Source organism: Enterobacter sp. 2VL, from assembly GCF_005503595.1.
In the GTDB taxonomy this organism is placed as follows: Bacteria; Pseudomonadota; Gammaproteobacteria; order Enterobacterales; family Enterobacteriaceae; genus Enterobacter; species Enterobacter cancerogenus.
Genome location: NZ_SCNE01000001.1, coordinates 172441 through 191536 on the forward strand (window position 1 = coordinate 172441; position 19096 = coordinate 191536).

General features: G+C 57.0%; 17 protein-coding genes. 4 read left to right on the forward strand and 13 right to left on the reverse strand.

Translation table 11 applies throughout. From position 1 onward, the window contains the following. Positions 1 to 3 precede the first annotated feature (3 nt). From rsxD to blr, 7 genes are all read right to left on the reverse strand, one after another. Positions 4 to 1056, reverse strand: a complete 1053-nt coding sequence (rsxD, locus tag FFS28_RS00900; protein ID WP_137848484.1) for an electron transport complex subunit RsxD — start codon at positions 1054 to 1056, stop codon at positions 4 to 6. Continuing rightward, positions 1057 to 3093 (reverse strand): electron transport complex subunit RsxC, encoded by a 2037-nt coding sequence (gene rsxC / locus FFS28_RS00905; protein ID WP_137848485.1) that lies wholly within the window; start codon positions 3091 to 3093, stop codon positions 1057 to 1059. Next, on the reverse strand, positions 3086 to 3664 hold the full coding sequence (rsxB, locus tag FFS28_RS00910; protein ID WP_101737819.1) for an electron transport complex subunit RsxB: 579 nt from the start codon (positions 3662 to 3664) through the stop codon (positions 3086 to 3088). The genes rsxC and rsxB overlap by 8 nt, the downstream gene beginning before the upstream one ends. Beyond that, positions 3664 to 4245, reverse strand: coding sequence for an electron transport complex subunit RsxA (rsxA, locus tag FFS28_RS00915; protein WP_006174964.1), 582 nt, complete (start codon positions 4243 to 4245; stop codon positions 3664 to 3666). Before rsxA ends, rsxB begins: the two co-directional genes overlap by 1 nt. Positions 4246 to 4321: 76 nt before the next feature. Further along, positions 4322 to 4762: a DUF2569 domain-containing protein gene (locus tag FFS28_RS00920; RefSeq protein WP_006174965.1), complete on the reverse strand. Its 441-nt coding sequence runs from the start codon at positions 4760 to 4762 to the stop codon at positions 4322 to 4324. Positions 4763 to 4848: 86 nt separating this feature from the next. Beyond that, on the reverse strand, positions 4849 to 5064 hold the full coding sequence (gene ydgT, locus FFS28_RS00925; protein ID WP_006174966.1) for a transcription modulator YdgT: 216 nt from the start codon (positions 5062 to 5064) through the stop codon (positions 4849 to 4851). A 233-nt stretch (positions 5065 to 5297) separates the two neighbouring features. Beyond that, positions 5298 to 5423, reverse strand: coding sequence for a division septum protein Blr (gene blr, locus FFS28_RS00930; RefSeq protein WP_171007377.1), 126 nt, complete (start codon positions 5421 to 5423; stop codon positions 5298 to 5300). Positions 5424 to 5665: 242 nt separating this feature from the next. Here blr and FFS28_RS00935 point away from each other — a divergent pair, with 242 nt between their 5' ends. Continuing rightward, positions 5666 to 6706: an oxidoreductase gene (locus FFS28_RS00935; RefSeq protein ID WP_137848486.1), complete on the forward strand. Its 1041-nt coding sequence runs from the start codon at positions 5666 to 5668 to the stop codon at positions 6704 to 6706. Positions 6707 to 6750: 44 nt separating this feature from the next. On the opposite strand, the gene add is transcribed toward FFS28_RS00935, so the two are convergent. From add to malX, 3 genes are all read right to left on the reverse strand, one after another. Next, complete coding sequence (add, locus tag FFS28_RS00940; protein ID WP_058608921.1) at positions 6751 to 7752, reverse strand: adenosine deaminase; 1002 nt, start codon at positions 7750 to 7752, stop codon at positions 6751 to 6753. Positions 7753 to 7849: 97 nt separating this feature from the next. Next, positions 7850 to 9022: a MalY/PatB family protein gene (locus FFS28_RS00945; protein WP_137848487.1), complete on the reverse strand. Its 1173-nt coding sequence runs from the start codon at positions 9020 to 9022 to the stop codon at positions 7850 to 7852. Positions 9023 to 9069: 47 nt separating this feature from the next. Then, complete coding sequence (malX, locus tag FFS28_RS00950) at positions 9070 to 10662, reverse strand: maltose/glucose-specific PTS transporter subunit IIBC (RefSeq protein WP_137848488.1); 1593 nt, start codon at positions 10660 to 10662, stop codon at positions 9070 to 9072. Positions 10663 to 10839: 177 nt separating this feature from the next. Between malX and FFS28_RS00955 the strand changes: the two genes are divergently transcribed. Further along, entirely contained in the window at positions 10840 to 11868 is a 1029-nt protein-coding gene (locus FFS28_RS00955) for a Mal regulon transcriptional regulator MalI (protein ID WP_006174972.1), read from the forward strand. A gap of 84 nt (positions 11869 to 11952) precedes the next feature. Here the strand turns inward: FFS28_RS00955 and FFS28_RS00960 are convergent, their stop codons facing one another. Both FFS28_RS00960 and manA read right to left on the reverse strand, forming a co-directional pair. Further along, positions 11953 to 13479, reverse strand: coding sequence for a YdgA family protein (locus FFS28_RS00960; RefSeq protein ID WP_137848489.1), 1527 nt, complete (start codon positions 13477 to 13479; stop codon positions 11953 to 11955). A 99-nt stretch (positions 13480 to 13578) separates the two neighbouring features. Beyond that, positions 13579 to 14754 carry a mannose-6-phosphate isomerase gene (gene manA, locus FFS28_RS00965; protein ID WP_137848490.1) on the reverse strand — a complete coding sequence of 392 codons (1176 nt, stop codon included), beginning with the start codon at positions 14752 to 14754 and terminating at the stop codon, positions 13579 to 13581. Positions 14755 to 14953: 199 nt separating this feature from the next. Here manA and fumA point away from each other — a divergent pair, with 199 nt between their 5' ends. Both fumA and fumC read left to right on the forward strand, forming a co-directional pair. After that, positions 14954 to 16600, forward strand: a complete 1647-nt coding sequence (fumA, locus tag FFS28_RS00970; RefSeq protein ID WP_137848491.1) for a class I fumarate hydratase FumA — start codon at positions 14954 to 14956, stop codon at positions 16598 to 16600. A 163-nt stretch (positions 16601 to 16763) separates the two neighbouring features. After that, positions 16764 to 18158, forward strand: a complete 1395-nt coding sequence (fumC, locus tag FFS28_RS00975; protein ID WP_137848492.1) for a class II fumarate hydratase — start codon at positions 16764 to 16766, stop codon at positions 18156 to 18158. Here fumC and tus read toward each other — a convergent pair whose 3' ends face one another. After that, entirely contained in the window at positions 18159 to 19088 is a 930-nt protein-coding gene (tus, locus tag FFS28_RS00980; protein ID WP_137848493.1) for a DNA replication terminus site-binding protein, read from the reverse strand. Between the last annotated feature and the right edge of the window lie 8 nt (positions 19089 to 19096).

The following is a 19096-nucleotide window of genomic DNA, read 5'->3' on the forward strand; positions in this document are numbered from 1 at the left end:
CCCTTAACGATGGCCGTACACGCGAGGACGCGTGTAATAGTCGATGAGCGGAACGGTGATATTGGCTAACAGCACGGCGAAGGCGACACCGTCCGGATAGCCGCCAAAACTGCGGATCAGCCAGACCAGCAGCCCGGCCAGCGCGCCGAAGATCAGGCGGCCACGGTTGGTGGTGGAGGCGGTGACCGGATCGGTCAGGATGAAAAACGCACCCAACATAGTCGCGCCGGAGAGCAGATGCATCTGCGGGCTTGCCAGCGACTCAGGAGAGAACACCCAGCCCAGGGTCGCACAGACCGCCAGCGTCACGAGGAAGCTGACCGGAATATGCCAGCGAATGGCTTTTTGCTGCAGCAGGAACAGTCCACCCAGCAGGTACGCAAGGTTGACCCACTGCCAGCCCGCGCCAGCCAGCATACCGCTGAAAATGGCGGACTTCATAATTTGATCCACGCTGTGCCCGGCGTGCAGGGACGTTTTGAAGGTGTCGAGCGGCGTCGCCTGGCTAATGCCGTCCACGCCGATGCGCAACGCGTTCATGTCCGCGCCGAGGGCGGTGTGTCCGGTAAAGATAACGTGCAGGGCATCCATAAAGCCGGGCACCGTGGCCGCGATCTCCTGCGGCGGCAGCCAGCTCGTCATCTGCACCGGGAAGGAGATCAGCAGAACCACATAGCCGATCATCGCCGGGTTAAACGGGTTATGGCCTAGCCCGCCATAGAGCTGTTTAGCAATAATCACGGCGAAGACCGTGCCCAGCACTACCATCCACCACGGTGCAAACGGCGGAATACTGATCGCAAGCAGCAGGCCGGTTAAAAGCGCCGAGTTGTCGGCCAGAATGCGGCTCACCTCTTTTTTACGCAGCTTCAGCACCAGGCCTTCAGCCGCCAGGGCACTGGCACAGCCGAGCGCTAACTGAATAAGCGTTCCCCAGCCGAAAAACCACAGCTGGAAGGCGATACCCGGCAGTGCCGCCAGGCACACCAGCATCATGATGCGCGAGGTCTGGCGCTGGTTGTGGGTATAGGGGGAACTTGCGATTCTGAAAACCATTTAATCCTCGTTAACTGCTTGCTGTGCGGCTTTCTTCGCCTGAACGCGGGCAATCGCGGCGGCGACTGCGGCTTTGCGTGGATCGTCATTTGCAGCGACGGTCTGTTCTTCCTGTTGTGCGGCCTGTTGTGCGGCTTTGCGCGCCTTAGCACGCGCGATAGCTGCTTCAACCGCCGCCTTACGCGGATCGACCGCCTCTGGCTCAATCACGACGCTGGACTGGGCTGCTTTACGGGCTTTTGCTCGCGCAATAGCGGCTTCGACCGCGGCTTTACGCGGATCAACCTCAACCGCAGGTTCTGCCGGTTGCACGTTCTCAGCCTGACGCGCACGGGCTTTTGCTCGCGTAATAGCGGCCTCAACCGCGGCTTTACGCGGGTCGATTTCACCAGCGGGCTCTGCCTGCTGCGCTTTTTCAGCCTGACGCGCGCGGGCTTCGGCTTTACGCGCTTCACGGGCGGCAATCGCATCGCTGTTATCCGGTTTTGCACCTGCCGGGATTTCTATCGTCTCGGCGGCGTTAGCTTTTTTCTCCCGCACGCGGGCCAGCGCGGCGGCGATTGCGTCCCGATCCGTCTCAGCGGGCTGCACGGCGGCTTGTTTATGACGTTCCTGGCGCGCAGCTTTTTCACGTTCCAGACGTGCCTGGCGAGCCTCGAAGCGCGCTTTGGCTTCAGCGGCGCGTTTGTCTTCCATGGAGATGGCGTAGATCTCGGCCTTCTCCTGACGGAAATATTGCACCAGCGGGATATTGCTCGGGCAGACCCAGGCGCAGGCACCGCACTCAATGCAGTCTGCCAGATTGTGGGCTTTGGCTTTATCGTGCAGTTGGCCTTTGCTGTACCAGTACAGCTGCTGCGGCAGCAGATCGGCCGGACAGGCATCGGCACAGGCGCTACAGCGAATGCAGCCTTTTTCTTCCTGCTCCTCGCCCATCTCGGTGGAGGAGGGCGCCAGCAGGCAGTTGGTAATTTTGACCACCGGGACGTCCAGCCACGGCAGAGTAAAGCCCATCAGCGGGCCGCCCATGATCACCATCTGATCGCTACCCGGACAGAAGCCGGCATGGTCAAGCAAATGGCGTACCGGTGTGCCCAGACGCGCCCAGACGTTGCCCGGACGGGAGACGGATTCACCGGTCAGGGTGACCACGCGTTCGGTCAATGGCTCACCGTCAATCACCGCGCGTTTAACCGCGTAGGCCGTGCCGACGTTCTGCATCAACACGCCGATGTCCGATGAACGTCCGCCGTGGGGAACCTGTTTGCCGGTCAGGATCTGGGTGAGCTGCTTAGCCCCGCCAGAAGGATATTTGGTCGGGATAACGCGAAGGCCGATGTCGTGGCTTCCCGCCAGCACCGCCCGCAGCATGGAAATGGCCTGCGGTTTGTTATCTTCAATGCCAATTAAGACGTCGCGCGGCTGCAGGATATGCGCAAGGATGCGAATGCCTTCCACAACCTGCGCGGCACAGTCCTGCATCAGACGATCGTCGGCGGTAATGTAGGGTTCACACTCTGCGGCGTTAATAATCAGCGTGTCGATTTTGTCGCCGCCGCCGCGCAGTTTGGTCCCCGTCGGGAAACCCGCGCCGCCCAGCCCGGCCACGCCGAACTGATGGATTCGCTCAATCAGCGCCTCCCGGCTCTGGGCGCGGTAGTCGCTCCAGCCGTCACGGTCGATCCAGCGATCTTCCCCGTCAGCGTAGATGGTTACGCTCAGCTCAGACAAGGCAGAAGGATGCGCAACGGTATGCGGAGCAATCGACACCACGGTTCCGGAGGTCGGGGCGTGAACGGGTAGCATGCGCCTGCGTCCAAAGGTCAGCGGCTGGCCGCGCAGGACGCGATCGCCCTCTTTGACGCAGAGTTCACCCTCAGCGCCGATATGTTGTTTCAGCGGCATGACGTATCGCGTCGCCAGCGGAATTTGACGCAGCGGCGTGCCGTTAGACTGGGTTTTCATTTCTGGCGGATGGATACCGCCATCAAAGTCCCAAATCTTCTCTTTTCTGAACGCGGAGAATAACTTAAGCATGGTGTTCCACAGGAATAATGCGAACCGGAATGGTTTGAAGATCCCATTTCCAGTTTTCGGTAGTCGTTTCAACCGGACGTAATTCTATGCACTGCGTCGGGCAGGGGGCCACGCAGAGGTTGCAGCCGGTGCAGAGATCCGCTACCACGGTGTGCATGGCGCGGGTGGCACCGACAATGGCGTCCACAGGACAGGCCTGAATACATTTGGTGCAGCCGATGCAGTTGGCTTCATCAATCACCGCCAGGGCACGCACTGGCTCCTGCACGTCGGCATCGCCGTCCACCGGTTGCGGATCGACGTTAAGCAGGGCAGCGATTTTCAGCATCACGGCTTCGCCACCCGGCGCGCAGCGGTTAATCTTTTCACCCTGAACGCCAACCGCCTCAGCATACGGGCGGCAGCCGGGATAGCCGCATTGCCCGCACTGACTCTGCGGCAGCAGCTCATCAATTTTTTCGACAACCGGGTCGTCCTCCACCGCAAAACGGCGGGAGGCATACCCCAGAATGACGCCAAACACCAGTCCCAGCACGCTGATTGAGGCGATGGCAATCCAGATTGCATTCATTACAACTTCACCAGACCACTGAAGCCCATAAAGGCTAAAGACATTAAACCCGCTGTGACCAGCGCAATCGAGTTACCGCGAAAAGGCGCGGGAATATCTGCGGCTGCCAGGCGCTCGCGAATGGACGCGAATAACACCATCACCAGGGAGAAACCGACCGCGGCAGAGAAACCATACAGCGCCGATTGCATAAAGTTATGACCGAGGTTGATGTTCAGCAACGCCACGCCGAGCACCGCGCAGTTCGTGGTGATCAGCGGCAGGAAGATGCCCAGCAGGCGATACAGCGCGGGGCTGGTTTTACGCACCACCATTTCGGTAAATTGCACCACCACCGCGATGACCAGAATAAAGGCCAGGGTGCGCAGATAGGTCAGGCCCAGCGGAATGAGGATCCAGGTGTCAATCCACCAGGCGCAAATCGACGCCAGGGTCATGACGAAGGTGGTCGCCAGCCCCATACCCATTGCGGTCTCCAGTTTTTTGGAAACCCCCATAAACGGACACAGGCCCAGAAACTTCACCAGGACGAAGTTGTTAACCAGCACAGTGCCGACAAAGAGCAGTAAGTAATCGGTCATTATTTAGCCTGAAATAAAAAAGCCGCCTATTATCGAATAATCCACAACGGGCGACAACAGGTTAACTGTAAGGTTATTACGGGTTAACGAAGGTTTTTTTCACACGGGCTGAACGCTTGAAATAGGGAACCAGAAGCGCCGCCGCCAATAACGGAAAGAGCAACTGGCGAACCGCCAGCGCGTCAGAAACCGGTGAAAAAGCAAAGGCTTTGATCGCCAGCAGCACGGAAATGAGCAGCCAGATAATGTAGTGTTTGGGCACACTCTGACGACGCTTAAAGAAGGCAATGGTCAGCCACAGCGTGTAGTACCACATGGCAATTGCGAAAACGAACGACACGAACCACAGGGTAATATTAAGCACACTTTGCGACATCAGGGTCTGAATGGCATGAGGCGTAATCAGTGCCGTGGTATAAAGCAGCAGCGCCAGCGAGGCGCTTAATAAGGCAACCAGCAGCCATGCCAGGGGGGCGATTAACCAGCCTCCAATTTTTTCACCAGCCGATGCGGTCATGTTCTCTCCGATGAGTTTGCGCGAAATGTTCTACAGAGATTTGCAGGGCGGAGAGTATATAACATTTCGCGCGGATGGCTACCTTCTTATAGTACGTAACGCCATACCGACTTAGGCACTTCGCCGACGTTAAAGAGACGGCCGCCGGAGACCAGTTCAGCACGACGGTGATCGGCAGCGCGGTACATATTGATGATTTCCTGATTATCTGACAGCGTGTAGTTCAAATGGTCAAACAGTTTTTCCAGGCTCTCAAGCGAATTGATTTTGCGAAATTTTAATAAATAGTCCTGAACTGTCATTTTTAATAAGTTTCCATATAAAAGTGAGTAATACCTCTGAAGGTAATTCGTTTGGATAATAAACGGATTAATAAAGACGTAAACTGCCCACTCAGGTAATGCGACGAAATTAGGAGTTTTCTTTAAAGAAAGAATCAGGCATCAGATGATGCCTGGAAGAGAGGTTAACCTTGTTCACCACGGCTGGCAATATGCCACTGACACATTATGTCACTCACCGGCGGGCGGGCAGGCTACTTCGGTTGCACGGCAGCGACAGGCTCCGGAGGCTGGTAGTTATCAATGTGGCTGGCAACGCCGAGCAAAATGACCGAAACCCCCAGGACAATCCATCCTGCTAATTCAATGATTCGATTAATAATTGACGTCATAATTTGCGTTTGTAATTTATCCTTAAATACAGATGACGAATGTTACAGCGCGCCATGCGAGTCGGCAAGGGGTTTGGGTATCGTTCCCGTATCCGCTCTCATGAGGTTACATTTATTTAACAAAGACTACCGGCACAGGATGCTATTTTTAGTGAAGGGATACGGAATTACGCTGCCGGACGCGCATAAAGCCAGTGTGAAATACGTTCATGACGTGAGAGGGTAGCATTATGAGTGAAAATATCCGTGTCGGCCTTATTGGGTATGGGTACGCGAGTAAAACATTTCACGCGCCGCTGATTGCCGGTACGCCCGGCATGTCCCTGGCGGCAATCTCAAGCAGCGATGCAGCCAAAGTGAATGCCGACTGGCCTGTGGTGCCGGTGGTTTCTGAGCCTAAGCATCTGTTCAACGATCCCAATATCGATTTAATCGTGATACCCACGCCAAACGATACCCACTTCCCACTGGCTAAAGCCGCGCTCGACGCGGGTAAGCACGTGGTGGTGGATAAACCCTTCACCGTGACGTTGTCACAGGCGCGAGAACTGGACGCGCTTGCGCGCAGCCTCGGGCGGCTACTGTCGGTGTTTCATAACCGCCGCTGGGACAGTGATTTCCTCACCGTCAAAGCGCTGATCGCGGAAGGCACGCTTGGGGAAATCGCCTCGTTTGAATCCCACTTCGATCGTTTTCGCCCTCAGGTGCGCGACCGCTGGCGCGAGCAGGCGGGGCCGGGGAGCGGCATCTGGTACGATCTGGCTCCGCACCTGCTCGATCAGGCGGTGAATCTCTTTGGCCTGCCCGTGAGCATGACCGTCGATCTGGCGCAGCTCCGGCCCGGCGCGCAGACCACGGATTACTTTCATGCCATTCTTAGCTACCCGCAGCGCCGTGTCATTCTTCACGCCACTATGCTGGCGGCGGCGGAGTCTGCTCGCTATATCGTTCATGGCACGCGGGGAAGCTACGTTAAATTTGGTCTGGATCCGCAGGAAGAACGCCTCAAAAACGGCGAGCGGTTACCGCAGGAGGACTGGGGCTACGATATGCGCGATGGTGTGCTGAGCCGCGTGGAAGGGGAAGCGCTGGTGGAAGAGACCCTGCTGACGCTGCCCGGTAACTATCCGGCATATTACGCGGCCATCCGCGATGCGTTAAACGGTGACGGCGAGAATCCGGTGCCGGCGAGCCAGGCGATACAGATTATGGAGCTTATCGAGCTGGGAATGGAATCCGCCAAACATCGCGCAACGCTCTGTCTGGCATGATGTTTTGTTGGCCGGGCACGCGTCAACGCTGCCCGGCAGAGGGCTTACGCGTGCGCCACTTTATCGCGCAGCGCCTGCTTCTCTTCCTGCGTCAGGAAGGCCATTTCCAGTCCGTTAATCTGGGCCTGACGGATCTGGTCGCGGCTGAGGCCAGCCTGTGGGGCGGCGACCGAGTATTCGTGAATGATATCGACACCCTGTACCGCCGGGTCATCGGTGTTCAGCGAGGCCAGTACGCCGTGCTCAAGGAAGGTTTTCAGCGGATGGTGCGCCAGCGTCGCCACGGTGCTGGTCTGGATGTTGGACGTCAGACAGGATTCAATCCCGATGCGCTGCTCAGCAAGGAAATCCATCAGAGCACGGTCTTCAACGGCTTTCACACCATGACCAATACGCTCTGCGCCCAGCTCGCGAATAGCCTGCCAGATACTTTCCGGGCCCGCTGCTTCACCCGCGTGAACCGTAATGTGCCAGCCCGCATCGCGCGCACGGTTAAAGTGGGAGAGGAACAGGCTGCCGGGGAAGCCCAGCTCATCACCGGCCAGATCGATGGCGGTGATCTGGTCACGATGCGCCAGCAACGCGTCCAGTTCCTGCAGACAGGCGGCTTCCCCAAAGGTACGGCTCATGATGCCAATCAGACGAGCCTGAACATCAAAGGCTTTACAGCCTTCCTGGACGCCAGCAATAACGGCTTCAACCACACCGTCAACGGGCAGGCCGTGGGTCATGGCCATATAGCCCGGCGAAAAGCGCAGTTCGACATAGTGCAGGCCGTTGCGGGCGGCGTCTTCAATGTTTTCAAATGCCACACGGCGACAGGCGTCCAGCGAGGCCAGCATTTTCACCCCCCAGTCCAGTTTGCTCAGGAAGCTCACCAGGTCAGGTTCGTTTGAGGTGACCTGCACGTGCGGGATCAACGCGTCAAGCGTGTGGGCGGGAAGGGTTAAATTGTACTGGCGGCCAAGATCGAGGATGGTTTGGGCACGAATGTTACCGTCAAGGTGACGATGAATATCAGTTAATGGCAGGCGTGTATCAATCATGGTCGCACTCTTTTTCTGGTTAAAGTGCGACACATTATAAAAACAAAACGGGGTAAAAAGCTATTTGCGCAAGGGAAAATTCCGTTGCGCAAACAAATTACCGTAGAGATTGGATGCCGTTGATCAGCCGCTGAACGCCTTGCTCCAGCTTGCTGCGTGTACACCCGGCATTGAGGCGCACAAATCCTTTACCCTCTTCGCCATAGGTATATCCGGGCATGATGGCGACTTTTTGCTGCTCGATCAGCACCTTTTGCAGTGCGTGTTCATCAATAGCCAGTGGACGCAAGTCGATCCAGGCGAGATAGGTCGCGTCGGGCGGCTGCCAGCCTAAATTCGGAAATGCGCGGTGCAATTCCTGCGCGACATAGTGCAGGTTTTGCTCAAGATAGCTGCGCAACGCGTCAAGCCAGGGTTCACCCTGCTGGTACGCTGCAATGTGCGCGGTCAGGGCCAGCACCGAAGGGGAAGAGAGTCCATCCCGGCCTTTTAGCGCGCTGAGATAAGCCTCCCGGCTGAAATCGTCACCTATCAGGCCGTAAGCGCCGGTCAGTGCCGGAATGTTGAAGCTTTTCGAGCCTGAGGTCAGCAATGCCCATTTTCCGCGAGCGACTTCGTTCCACGGCGTATGACGATTTTCGCCCCAGACCATATCCATGTGGATTTCATCGCTGATCACCGCCACGTCATAGCGCGCGCAGAGATCAGCCATGTGGGCCAGCTCGTCGCGCGTCCACACCTTACCGGTCGGGTTCTGCGGGCTGCACAGCAGCAGTATTTTGTTTTGCGGCTGGGACAGCGCCGCTTCCAGCGCAGCCATATCGCCCTGCCAGCCCTCTGGCGTTTTTTGCATGGCGACAGGCACAACGCGGCGCTGGTTACCTTCAATTGCTTTATAAAACGCATCGTAGGCGGGGGTATGTACAACCACGCCGTCTCCGGCGTGAGACCAGATACGAATCAGCTCCGACACCATGTAAATGACCGACGGGCCATACACAAGGGTATCGATGTCGATCTGGCTGTTGAAACGCTGCCGGAACCAGTGAGCCACGGCGGCCAGAAATTCATCATTCTTCCAGCGGCTGTAGCCAAACACGCCATGGTTGATGCGCTGATGCAGTGCGTCGGTAATGCAGGGCGCCGTGGCGAAATCCATATCCGAGATGGTGAACGGCAGCAGGTCCGCGGCCCCGAAACGGTCGGCAACGTAATCCCACTGAGTACACCAGGTGCCGTGGCGATCCACGACGGTAGAAAAATCAAACATAACGTCGATCCTTAAAGTAAAACCCCCTCACGCAGAGGGGGTTGGCATTACGCTTCGACTGTCCGCATCAGGGTAGCCAGTTCGTCTTTCACGGACTGAACCTGCGGGCCGATAACCACCTGCAAATTGTGCTGATTTAACTGTACCACGCCAATCGCCCGGTTGGCTTTCAATGCGTTGGTGTCGACTTTGGACATATCCGCCACCGACAAACGCAGACGGGTGATGCAGTTATCCAACGAGGTGACGTTATCCGCACCGCCCAGCGCCGCCAGAATGGCAGGGGTGTTGTAGCCGGATTTGCCCACGGTGCCCGCGACCGCCTGTTCAACGCTGGTGGCGTTATCCGTATCGCGGCCCGGCGTTTTCAGGTTAAAGCGGGTGATGGCGAAGCGGAAGATACCGTAGTACACCGCAAACCAGATGGCTGCCACCACCGGTACCAGATACCACTTGGTGGACAGACCGTGCAGAATACCGAACACCACGAAATCAATAACGTTGCCGTCGGTGTTACCAATGGTCACGCCCAGCACGGCCATCACGGTGAAGCCAAGACCCGTCAGCACGGCGTGAATGAGATACAGCACCGGCGCGACGAACAGGAACAGGAATTCGAGTGGCTCGGTGGTACCACCAACAACACAGGCGATCACGCCGGAGATCAGCAGGCCTTTAATTTTATGACGATTTTCCGGGCGTGCACAGTGGTACATCGCCAGCGCAGCACCAGGCAGGCCGCCCAGGAAGGCAGGCATTTTACCCTGTGACAGGAAGCGCGTGGCGCTCTCAGAAAAACCGTGCGTCGTCGGGCAGCTCAGCTGCGCCTGGAAGATGGTCAGCGCGCCGCTAACGTCATGTCCGCACACGTCCATGGTGCCGCCCGCTTCGGTAAAGCGAATCAGAGCCACCAGGATGTGCTGCAGGCCAAACGGCAGCAGCAGGCGTTCACCGGTACCGAAGATCATCGGTCCAAAATCACCCGCGCCGTTAATGATGCGGCCAATGCCGGTGATGCCCATCGCGAAGACCGGCCAAATCAGCGGAATAATCAGGCCAAACAGACCCATGACGACGAGGGTGATAATCGGAACAAAGCGCGTACCGCCGAAGAACGCCAGGGCATCAGGCAGACGGATATTGTGGAAGCGTTCATGCAGCATCCAGATGATCACGCCCGCAATGACCGCACCGAGGATCCCGGTATCGATGGACTGAATGCCGATCACGCTCTGAATGTTGTTCGCTTTCAATACCGCAGCGTCGGTGGTAGGCAGAATGTCTTTTGCGGTCAGCCAGAAGTTAACCGCAAGGTTCATCACCGCATAGCCGACAAAGCCTGCGAATGCCGCAACGCCTTTATTTTCACGCGCCAGGCCGAGAGGGATGGCAATACAGAACATCACCGGCAGGAAGCTGAACGCGAAGGAGCCGACCTTGCTCATCCAGATGAAGATCGCCTGCAGCACAGGATTGCCAAGGAAGGGGATCAGCGTGATCACATCGTGACTGCTGAGCGAGCTGCCGATCCCGAGCATAATCCCGCAGAAAGACAGAAGTGCCACGGGCAGCATAAAGGTTTTACCCAGTTGCTGGAAAAATTCCCACAGCGATATTTTTTGTGCTGCTTTCGCCGTCATAAAACGACTCCTTAATGATAAAAATAAGATGACCTGCTTCAATGCTGCGAGAAGATAAAACGTTTTATCAAATTTTTGTGCGCGCTAAATCACATTCTCAGGCTTTAGCTGGTAGTATAAAGATAATGTATTGATAAAACGTTTTACCGATCTCATTTCAGGGAGTTTCGCCAACCCATGGCTGTAGCGAAAAAAGTCACCATCAACGATGTCGCGCTCGCGGCGGGCGTTTCCGTGAGTACCGTTTCACTGGTGCTGAGCGGGAAAGGTCGCATCTCGTCTGCGACGGGTCAGCGCGTCAACGAGGCCGTTGAGCAGCTCGGGTTTGTGCGTAACCGCCAGGCCTCGGCGCTGCGCGGAGGGCAAAGCGGGGTGATTGGTTTGATCGTGCGTGACCTGACCTCGCCGTTTTACGCCGAGTTGACCGCCGGGCTAACCGAAGCGCTTGAGGCGCAGGGGCGGATGGTCTTTTTGCTTCACGGCGGGCGCGAGCCAGAACAGCTGCTCTCCAGGCTCGACATGCTGCTGACCCAGGGCGTTGATGGCGTGATCGTCGCGGGCGCATCGGGCGTGGGCAGTGAATTGTGCGAGCGCGCCGCCGAAAAAGGCGTTCCGCTGGTGATTGCCTCGCGCGCAAGTTATCTCGATGAGGCGGATACGCTGCGCCCGGACAACATGCAGGCGGCACAAATGCTGACCGAACATCTTATTCGTCGTGGACACCAGCGTATCGCGTGGCTGGGCGGTAAAAGTTCGTCCCTGACGCGTGCCGAGCGGGTCGGCGGCTACTGCGCTACGCTCATCAAATACGGATTGCCGTTCCACAGCGAGTGGGTCGTGGAGTGCGAATCCAGCCAAAAGCGAGCGGCGGAAGCGATGGGGACGCTGCTGCGCAGTAACCCAACCATTAGCGCCGTGATTTGCTATAACGATGTGATTGCGATGGGTGCCTGGTTCGGCCTGATCCGCGCCGGTCGCCAGAGCGGTGAGGGCGGCGTTGAAACGTTCTTTGGGCATCAGGTGGCGCTGGGGGCCTTTGCGGATGTCGGGGAGAACGCACTCGACGATCTGCCGATTGTCTGGGCCACAACTCCTGCGCGTGAGATGGGGTATACCCTGGCGGACAGGATCATGCAGCGCATCGAAAATACCGATGTCCAGGCCGGACACCAGATTGTGGCGGCGCGACTGGTGACGGCGAAGTAGTTTCTGCAGCACTGCGCTTGCACGGCCCGGATCCACAGGCCTCATCCGGCAAGAAAAAACCCCTCATGCGAGGGGTTTTGACATTTACTGCTGCGGTACCGCCGGAGCGGGCGCTGGCGCAGCCGGTTCAGGTATACCCAGCGTCGGCATACCAAACATACCCACGAAGTCCTCCAGCGGCATTTTGTTGCCGTTGAGGGTGACCTGGCCGTTCGCGTACTGCAGGCTGGTGGAAATGGTATTGTCCTCCACCTTCGTGATACGGAACATCTGGCCCATTGCCGCCAGACCTTTCACCTGCTGGTTAGCCAGTTTGCCCGCATCGTCCTCGCCGTAGCCTTCGAGCTTCGCAATTTGCGTCATAAACTCGGTAGCCATATCCATCGGGATTGTCAGCTTGCTGTCGAGTGACTTCACGCTGCGATCCACTTCCTGCGCCAGCGTCTGTACTTCACCCGTCGCGGTGGCCGGATCTTTCAGGAACAGTGACAGATTGAAGTTGGTCTCGCCTTTGCCATTTTTCCAGCTCAGCGGCGCAACGGTGATTACCGGTTCGCCTTTCAGCAGGATCGGCAGGTTATTAAACAGCACCGCCATCGCCTGCTGCTGGTAAGCCTGCGGATTCTGTTGCAGCGCAGCATCGCTCAGCAGGGCCTGGCTCTCTTTGCTGTATTTCTGGCTAAATTCGTGCCACGCCTGACCGTCAATATTGCCGATTTTCAGCGACAGTTTTCCGGTACCCAGATCCTGATTCTGCACTTTTAGGCTTTTCAGGCTGTAGTCCAGCTGCGTATTGATGCTTTTGCCGTCTTTAGACACGTCGGATTTGCCGTCCAGATCCATGCCTTCCAGCACGGCCATCTCTTTGCCTTCAACCGCAATGGCGATTTTATCAAGGCTCAGTTTCTGGTCGCCAATACGCTCATCAAAATCGGTCATCCGGCTGTTGCCGCTGGCTTTCAGGTTATTGAAAGTAAGCTGGACCTTCTGGTTGTATTCATTGACGGAATTCACCAGGCCGCTTTCTGCATCCCCGGTCAGGGAGACATTCTTACCGTCACGATCGGCATCAAGCTGGAAATTACCGCCGCTAAAGGCAACTTTATCGGTGCCTTTTTCATAGTTCAGCGCTTTCAGGTCGATATCGGAGCGGGTGTCTCCGGCATAGCTGATGCGGGTATTGATCTCAAACGGAGAGGTGTTTTTCGCCATATCAAACAGCGGTTTCGTCACCTCATTATTAACCAGTACGGTTCGTGCTGATGCCATGGATGGGATCAAATTAAACGTCTTCAACTGCGCCAGCGGGAAGGGACCGTGGCTGACCACTTCGTCCAGCACGACGCTTTGACCCTGTTTCAGCCAGGCGTTCTGGTTACCGGCAACCGGCTTCACGACCACCTGCATATGGCTGGTAAAGACGCCACGCTTATAGTCCTGATAGCTCAGCTCCAGGCCTGCCTCCGGCGCGCTGCGCTTAATCTCGCTGTTTGCCTGGGCCATCATCTCTGCCAGACGGCTTTCCAGTTGTTTCCCAGTATACCAGGAAGCTCCCGTCCAGATCACGCCTAAAGCTACAATCACTCCTACCGCTACGACCGATTTTTTCATTGCGATTATCCCTAAAATGAAACCAGGCGGTGAAAACCGCCTGGTGATACAACGCCTGTTACTAGCTTAGCAAGAGTTGTTAAAAAATTCAGTAAGTCCCTAAAGCTTATTGAAAACGCGCGCCAGACGGCCCTTACCGCTAATGCTTACCGGAGACTCATTTGCCGCCACGAAGGCCGACTCGCCGGGTTTCAGCACCAGACGCTGTTCGCCTTTATGCAGCGTCGCTTCGCCTTCCACACAGAACAGGATCGCCGCGCTCTCTTGCGCAATGGCGGTTTCGTCTGCGCTAAGATCGTGCAGGGAGAACGCAAAATCGTCTACCGGGATTGGGAAGTCCAGCTCTGTGCCATTCTTCACCGGCTGGGTCAGCAGCTCGGCGGCGGGTTTCGCCACAAATTTAACGTTGGCAACCAGTTCCGGGATGTCGATGTATTTTGGCGTCAGGCCGGCGCGCAGCACGTTATCCGAGTTCGCCATGACCTCGAGCGCCACACCCTGCAGGTAGGCGTGTGGGGTTTCGGCAAACAGGAACATCGCTTCGCCCGGATTGAGCTTCACCACGTTCAGCAGCAGCGGAGAGAACAGGCCGCTGTCGTCCGGGTAGAATTCTGAAATAACGCGGATTGTGGCCCACGGCTCGCCCTGCTGGTCGTTCAGCGCGGCTTTGAGGATCGCCAGCGCGTGCGATTTCTCCTCACCCTGCATGTTGAGCAGGCTGGCAAACAGCTGGCTCAGGCCTTCCGCGTTTGGGTTTTCAAGGAAATGCGCAATGGCGTTGTTGGCGCCCGCGACGGGTTGCAGCAGAGAGATAATCTCTGAAAACTCGCGGAAGGCATTCATCGCCAGGAAAGGGGTAAGGGCGAAAACCAGCTCCGGCTTGTGGTTAGGATCTTTGTAATTACGCTCGGCGGCGTCCAGCGGAATACCTGCCGCGTTCTCTTTCGCAAAACCGATTTCGGAGGCTTTCTTGTTCGGGTGAACCTGAATGGAAAGCGGCTGGTCGGCGCACAGTACCTTAAACAGGAACGGCAGTTCGCCAAAACGGCTGGCAACTTTATCGCCAAGGAGGGCCGTTTTATCGGCGTCGATGGCGTCACGCAGGCTGCGCACCTGACCGTTGGCGTCCTCGATTTTTGAGCTGCTCTTCGGGTGTGCGCCCATCCACAGCTCTGCCATCGGCAGTTGGTCTGGATTCGCGATACCGTAGAGATCCGTTAACGCAGTTTTACTTCCCCAGGCATAGTTTTGCACTGAGTTGATGAGTTTTTGCATTATCAAGCCCTGATTCAAATGTGGAATTAACTGCGGGTATTAAAGCAATAAACCGCCCCGAAGTAACCTGCGGATGTAAAAAGTCGTACTAGTCTCAGTTTTTGTTAAAAAATTGTGTAGGATAAGCTAACTCGCTTTTAAGCCGGGCAGCGGAACATCTGCCCTACATAATCAGACCCAAGCAGTAAGTGAGAGAACAATGTCGAACAAACCCTTCCAGTATCAGGATCCTTTCCCGCTCAGCAAGGATCAAACCGAGTATTACCTGCTTACCCGCGATTACGTTTCCGTCTCAGAGTTTGAAGGCCAGGCGATCCTCAAAGTGGATCCGCAGGCGCTGACCTTGCTGGCGCAGCAGGCATTCCACGATGCCTCTTTTATGCTTCGCCCCGCGCATCAGCAGCAGGTTGCCGATATCCTGAGCGACCCGCAGGCCAGCGAAAACGATAAATACGTTGCGCTGCAGTTCCTGCGTAACTCCGATATTGCGGCCAAAGGCATTCTGCCTACCTGTCAGGATACCGGTACTGCCATTATCACCGGGAAGAAAGGCCAGCGCGTCTGGACCGGCGGCGGCGACGAAGCCGCGCTGGCGCGTGGTGTGTATAACACCTATACCGAAGACAACCTGCGCTACTCGCAAAACGCCGCGCTTGATATGTATAAAGAGGTCAACACCGGCACCAACCTGCCCGCACAGATTGACCTCTACAGCGTTGACGGTGACGAGTATAAATTCCTCTGCATCGCCAAAGGCGGCGGTTCAGCCAACAAAACCTATCTCTACCAGGAGACCAAAGCGCTGCTTACCCCAGGCAAGCTGAAAAACTATCTGGTCGAGAAAATGCGTACCCTCGGCACAGCGGCCTGCCCGCCGTACCACATCGCCTTCGTGATTGGCGGGACGTCAGCCGAGAGCACGCTCAAAACCGTCAAGCTGGCGTCGACGAAATACTACGACGGCCTGCCGACCGAAGGGAACGAGCATGGTCAGGCGTTCCGCGATGTGCAGCTCGAACAGGAACTGCTGACGGAAGCGCAGAATCTGGGGCTGGGTGCGCAGTTTGGCGGGAAATACTTTGCCCACGATATTCGCGTGATTCGTCTGCCGCGCCACGGCGCATCCTGCCCGGTGGGAATGGGCGTCTCCTGCTCGGCGGATCGAAACATCAAAGCGAAGATCAACCGCGACGGCATCTGGATCGAAAAACTGGAGAATAACCCGGGTAAATATATCCCTGAATCGCTGCGTAAGGCGGGCGAGGGGGAAGCGGTTCACGTGGACCTGAACCGTCCGATGAGCGAGATTCTGGCGCAACTGTCTCAGTATCCGGTCTCCACGCGCCTCTCCCTGAACGGAACGATCATCGTTGGACGTGACATCGCCCATGCGAAGCTCAAAGAGCGTCTGGATAACGGCGAAGGGTTGCCGCAGTACATTAAAGACCACCCGATCTACTACGCCGGTCCGGCGAAAACGCCGGAAGGCTATGCGTCCGGCTCGTTAGGCCCAACCACGGCGGGCCGTATGGACTCGTATGTCGATCAGCTGCAGGCCAACGGCGGGAGCATGATCATGCTCGCTAAAGGCAACCGCAGCCAGCAGGTGACCGATGCCTGCCACAAGCACGGTGGCTTCTACCTCGGGAGCATCGGCGGCCCGGCAGCCGTGCTGGCGCAGGGCAGCATTAAGAGCCTGGAGTGTGTGGAGTACCCGGAACTGGGTATGGAAGCGATCTGGAAAATTGAAGTGGAAGATTTCCCGGCGTTCATCCTGGTGGATGACAAGGGCAATGACTTCTTCAAACAGATCCAGTCTTCCCAGTGTTCGGCGTGTGTGAAGTAGTCTGACTACATTACCCGGCCTACATTCTCGTGGGTCGGGTAAGGCGAAGCCGCCACCCGACACCAAAAAGAGCGCACAAAGCGCCATAACGTTTCTCAGAAGTCATCAATACTTATCTCTTAAGCATGTGAGCAATCCCATCTTGATAATCAAGGAGAAAGTAATGACAACGCATCGCCGCGAGAAAGATTCGATGGGCGCAATCGACGTCCCGGCTGACAAGCTATGGGGCGCGCAGACCCAGCGTTCGCTTGAGCATTTCCGCATTTCAACCGAGAAAATGCCCGTCTCGCTGATCCAGGCGCTGGCGCTGACCAAGCGCGCAGCAGCCAAAGTTAATCAGGATTTAGGCCTGCTGGAGGCCGGGAAAGCCCGCGCCATCATTGACGCCGCAGACGAAGTGCTGAAGGGGCAACATCCCGATGAATTCCCGCTTGCCATCTGGCAGACCGGTTCAGGCACCCAGAGCAACATGAACATGAACGAAGTGCTGGCGAACCGGGCAAGCGAGCTGCTGGGCGGCATTCGCGGGATGGAGCGCAAAGTTCACCCGAACGACGACGTCAATAAAAGCCAGAGTTCTAACGATGTCTTCCCGACGGCGATGCACGTGGCCGCGGTGATCGCCCTTCGCGAGCAGTTGATCCCGCAGCTGAATGTGCTCAAAACCACCCTCCACGAAAAAGCGCAGGCGTTCCGCGATATCGTCAAAATTGGCCGTACGCACCTGCAGGATGCCACGCCGTTGACCCTTGGCCAGGAGATCTCGGGCTGGGTGGCGATGCTTGAGCACAATCTCAAGCACATCGAACACAGCCTGCCGCATCTGTCGGAGCTGGCATTAGGCGGCACGGCGGTGGGCACAGGACTCAATACCCATCCGGAGTATGCGGTACGCGTGGCAGAGGAGCTGGCGGCCATCACCGGGCAGGCGTTCGTCACCGCGCCGAATAAGTTCGAAGCGCTGGCGACCTGCGATGCACTGGTTCATACCCATGGCGCACTAAAAGGGCTGGCGGCATCGCTGATGAAAATTGCCAACGACGTGCGCTGGCTGGCATCAGGCCCACGCTGCGGTATCGGTGAGATCGCTATTCCGGAAAACGAACCGGGCAGCTCGATCATGCCGGGCAAGGTGAACCCAACCCAGTGTGAAGCCATGACCATGCTCTGCTGTCAGGTGATGGGCAACGACGTGGCCGTCAACATGGGGGGCGCATCAGGCAACTTCGAGCTGAACGTCTATCGCCCGATGGTGATCCACAATCTGCTGCAGTCTGTACGGTTGCTGGCGGACGGCATGGAGAGCTTCAATGAGCACTGCGCGGTGGGTATCGAGCCGAATCGCGAGCGCATCAGCCAGCTGCTCAATGAGTCGTTAATGCTGGTTACGGCGCTCAACACCCATATCGGCTATGACAAAGCGGCTGAAATCGCCAAAAAAGCCCACAAAGAGGGGCTGACCCTGAAAGCCGCGGCGCTGGCGCTGGGTTACCTGACGGACGCCGAGTTCGACAGCTGGGTCCGCCCGGAAGAGATGGTCGGCAGCATGAAGTAATCACGTCGCCACATACAGGTGCAGCCGTGGAATGATCAGCTGCAGCGGCTGCGCCTGCGGTTTATAGCGATGCTGAACGTTGTCAGCATCGTAGTTCAACAGCTCACCAATGTCCGGCACCACCGCCCCCTGCTCACTGTCGTAAAGCGCGATAAGCGGCGTTGGGCAGGCGTACTGCACCTGCTTTTGTTGCCCCGAATACCAGACGCGGGCGATAGGTTGTACCTTCACCGGGCGCTTTATCTTAAGACGCGTATCTGCCGGTAACGAGGCGATGCTGTGATACTCCTGCTCCAGGCGTTCTATCCACTGCTCGCGCGACCAGGGAGCGACCGTGCGCGGGGCTTTCAGGCTCTTCTCCAGTATGTCCAGCACCTCGTTACGGGTGAAGTTTTTAATGATGTGCTTGTTGGCCCAGCCAAAGCGGAGCGTGGCGGGGTGGCGCAGCGCCGTGAGCGTACGGTACGCATTCAGGGTAATTAATCCCGGTAGCTGGCGGTGAACCCATTCGAAGCGGGCGGCGGGTGCCAGCCCGGACTCCACGGTCACGATTTTCTCAAAGGCGTTTTTCAGCGCATTGATGCGCTGAATGTGCGCCTCCAGCGCTTCACGCGTGGTGGTATCCGTTTGCAGACAGATCACGCCCGGCAGGCGCACGGCCGCCTTGCTGCTGCGCTGCTCGGATTGTTGCTGGATAAACAGGCGGCGATAGTGCTGAAGCGCGAGCGTCAGCGCACTTTTGCCGACGTGCTGTGTCACCTCAATGGTTTGAAGCGGGTCGTGTTCTGCCCCTTTTGCCACATCGGGAAGCGAAAACACGCGCGCCGCCAGCAGGCGACACGCCTGTAAATGTTCCGTCAACGTCAGCAGTTCATGCTCAATACTCCGGAACGTGGCATTGAGCCGTTCGATGAGATCGTAAGTAGCCATAATCACTC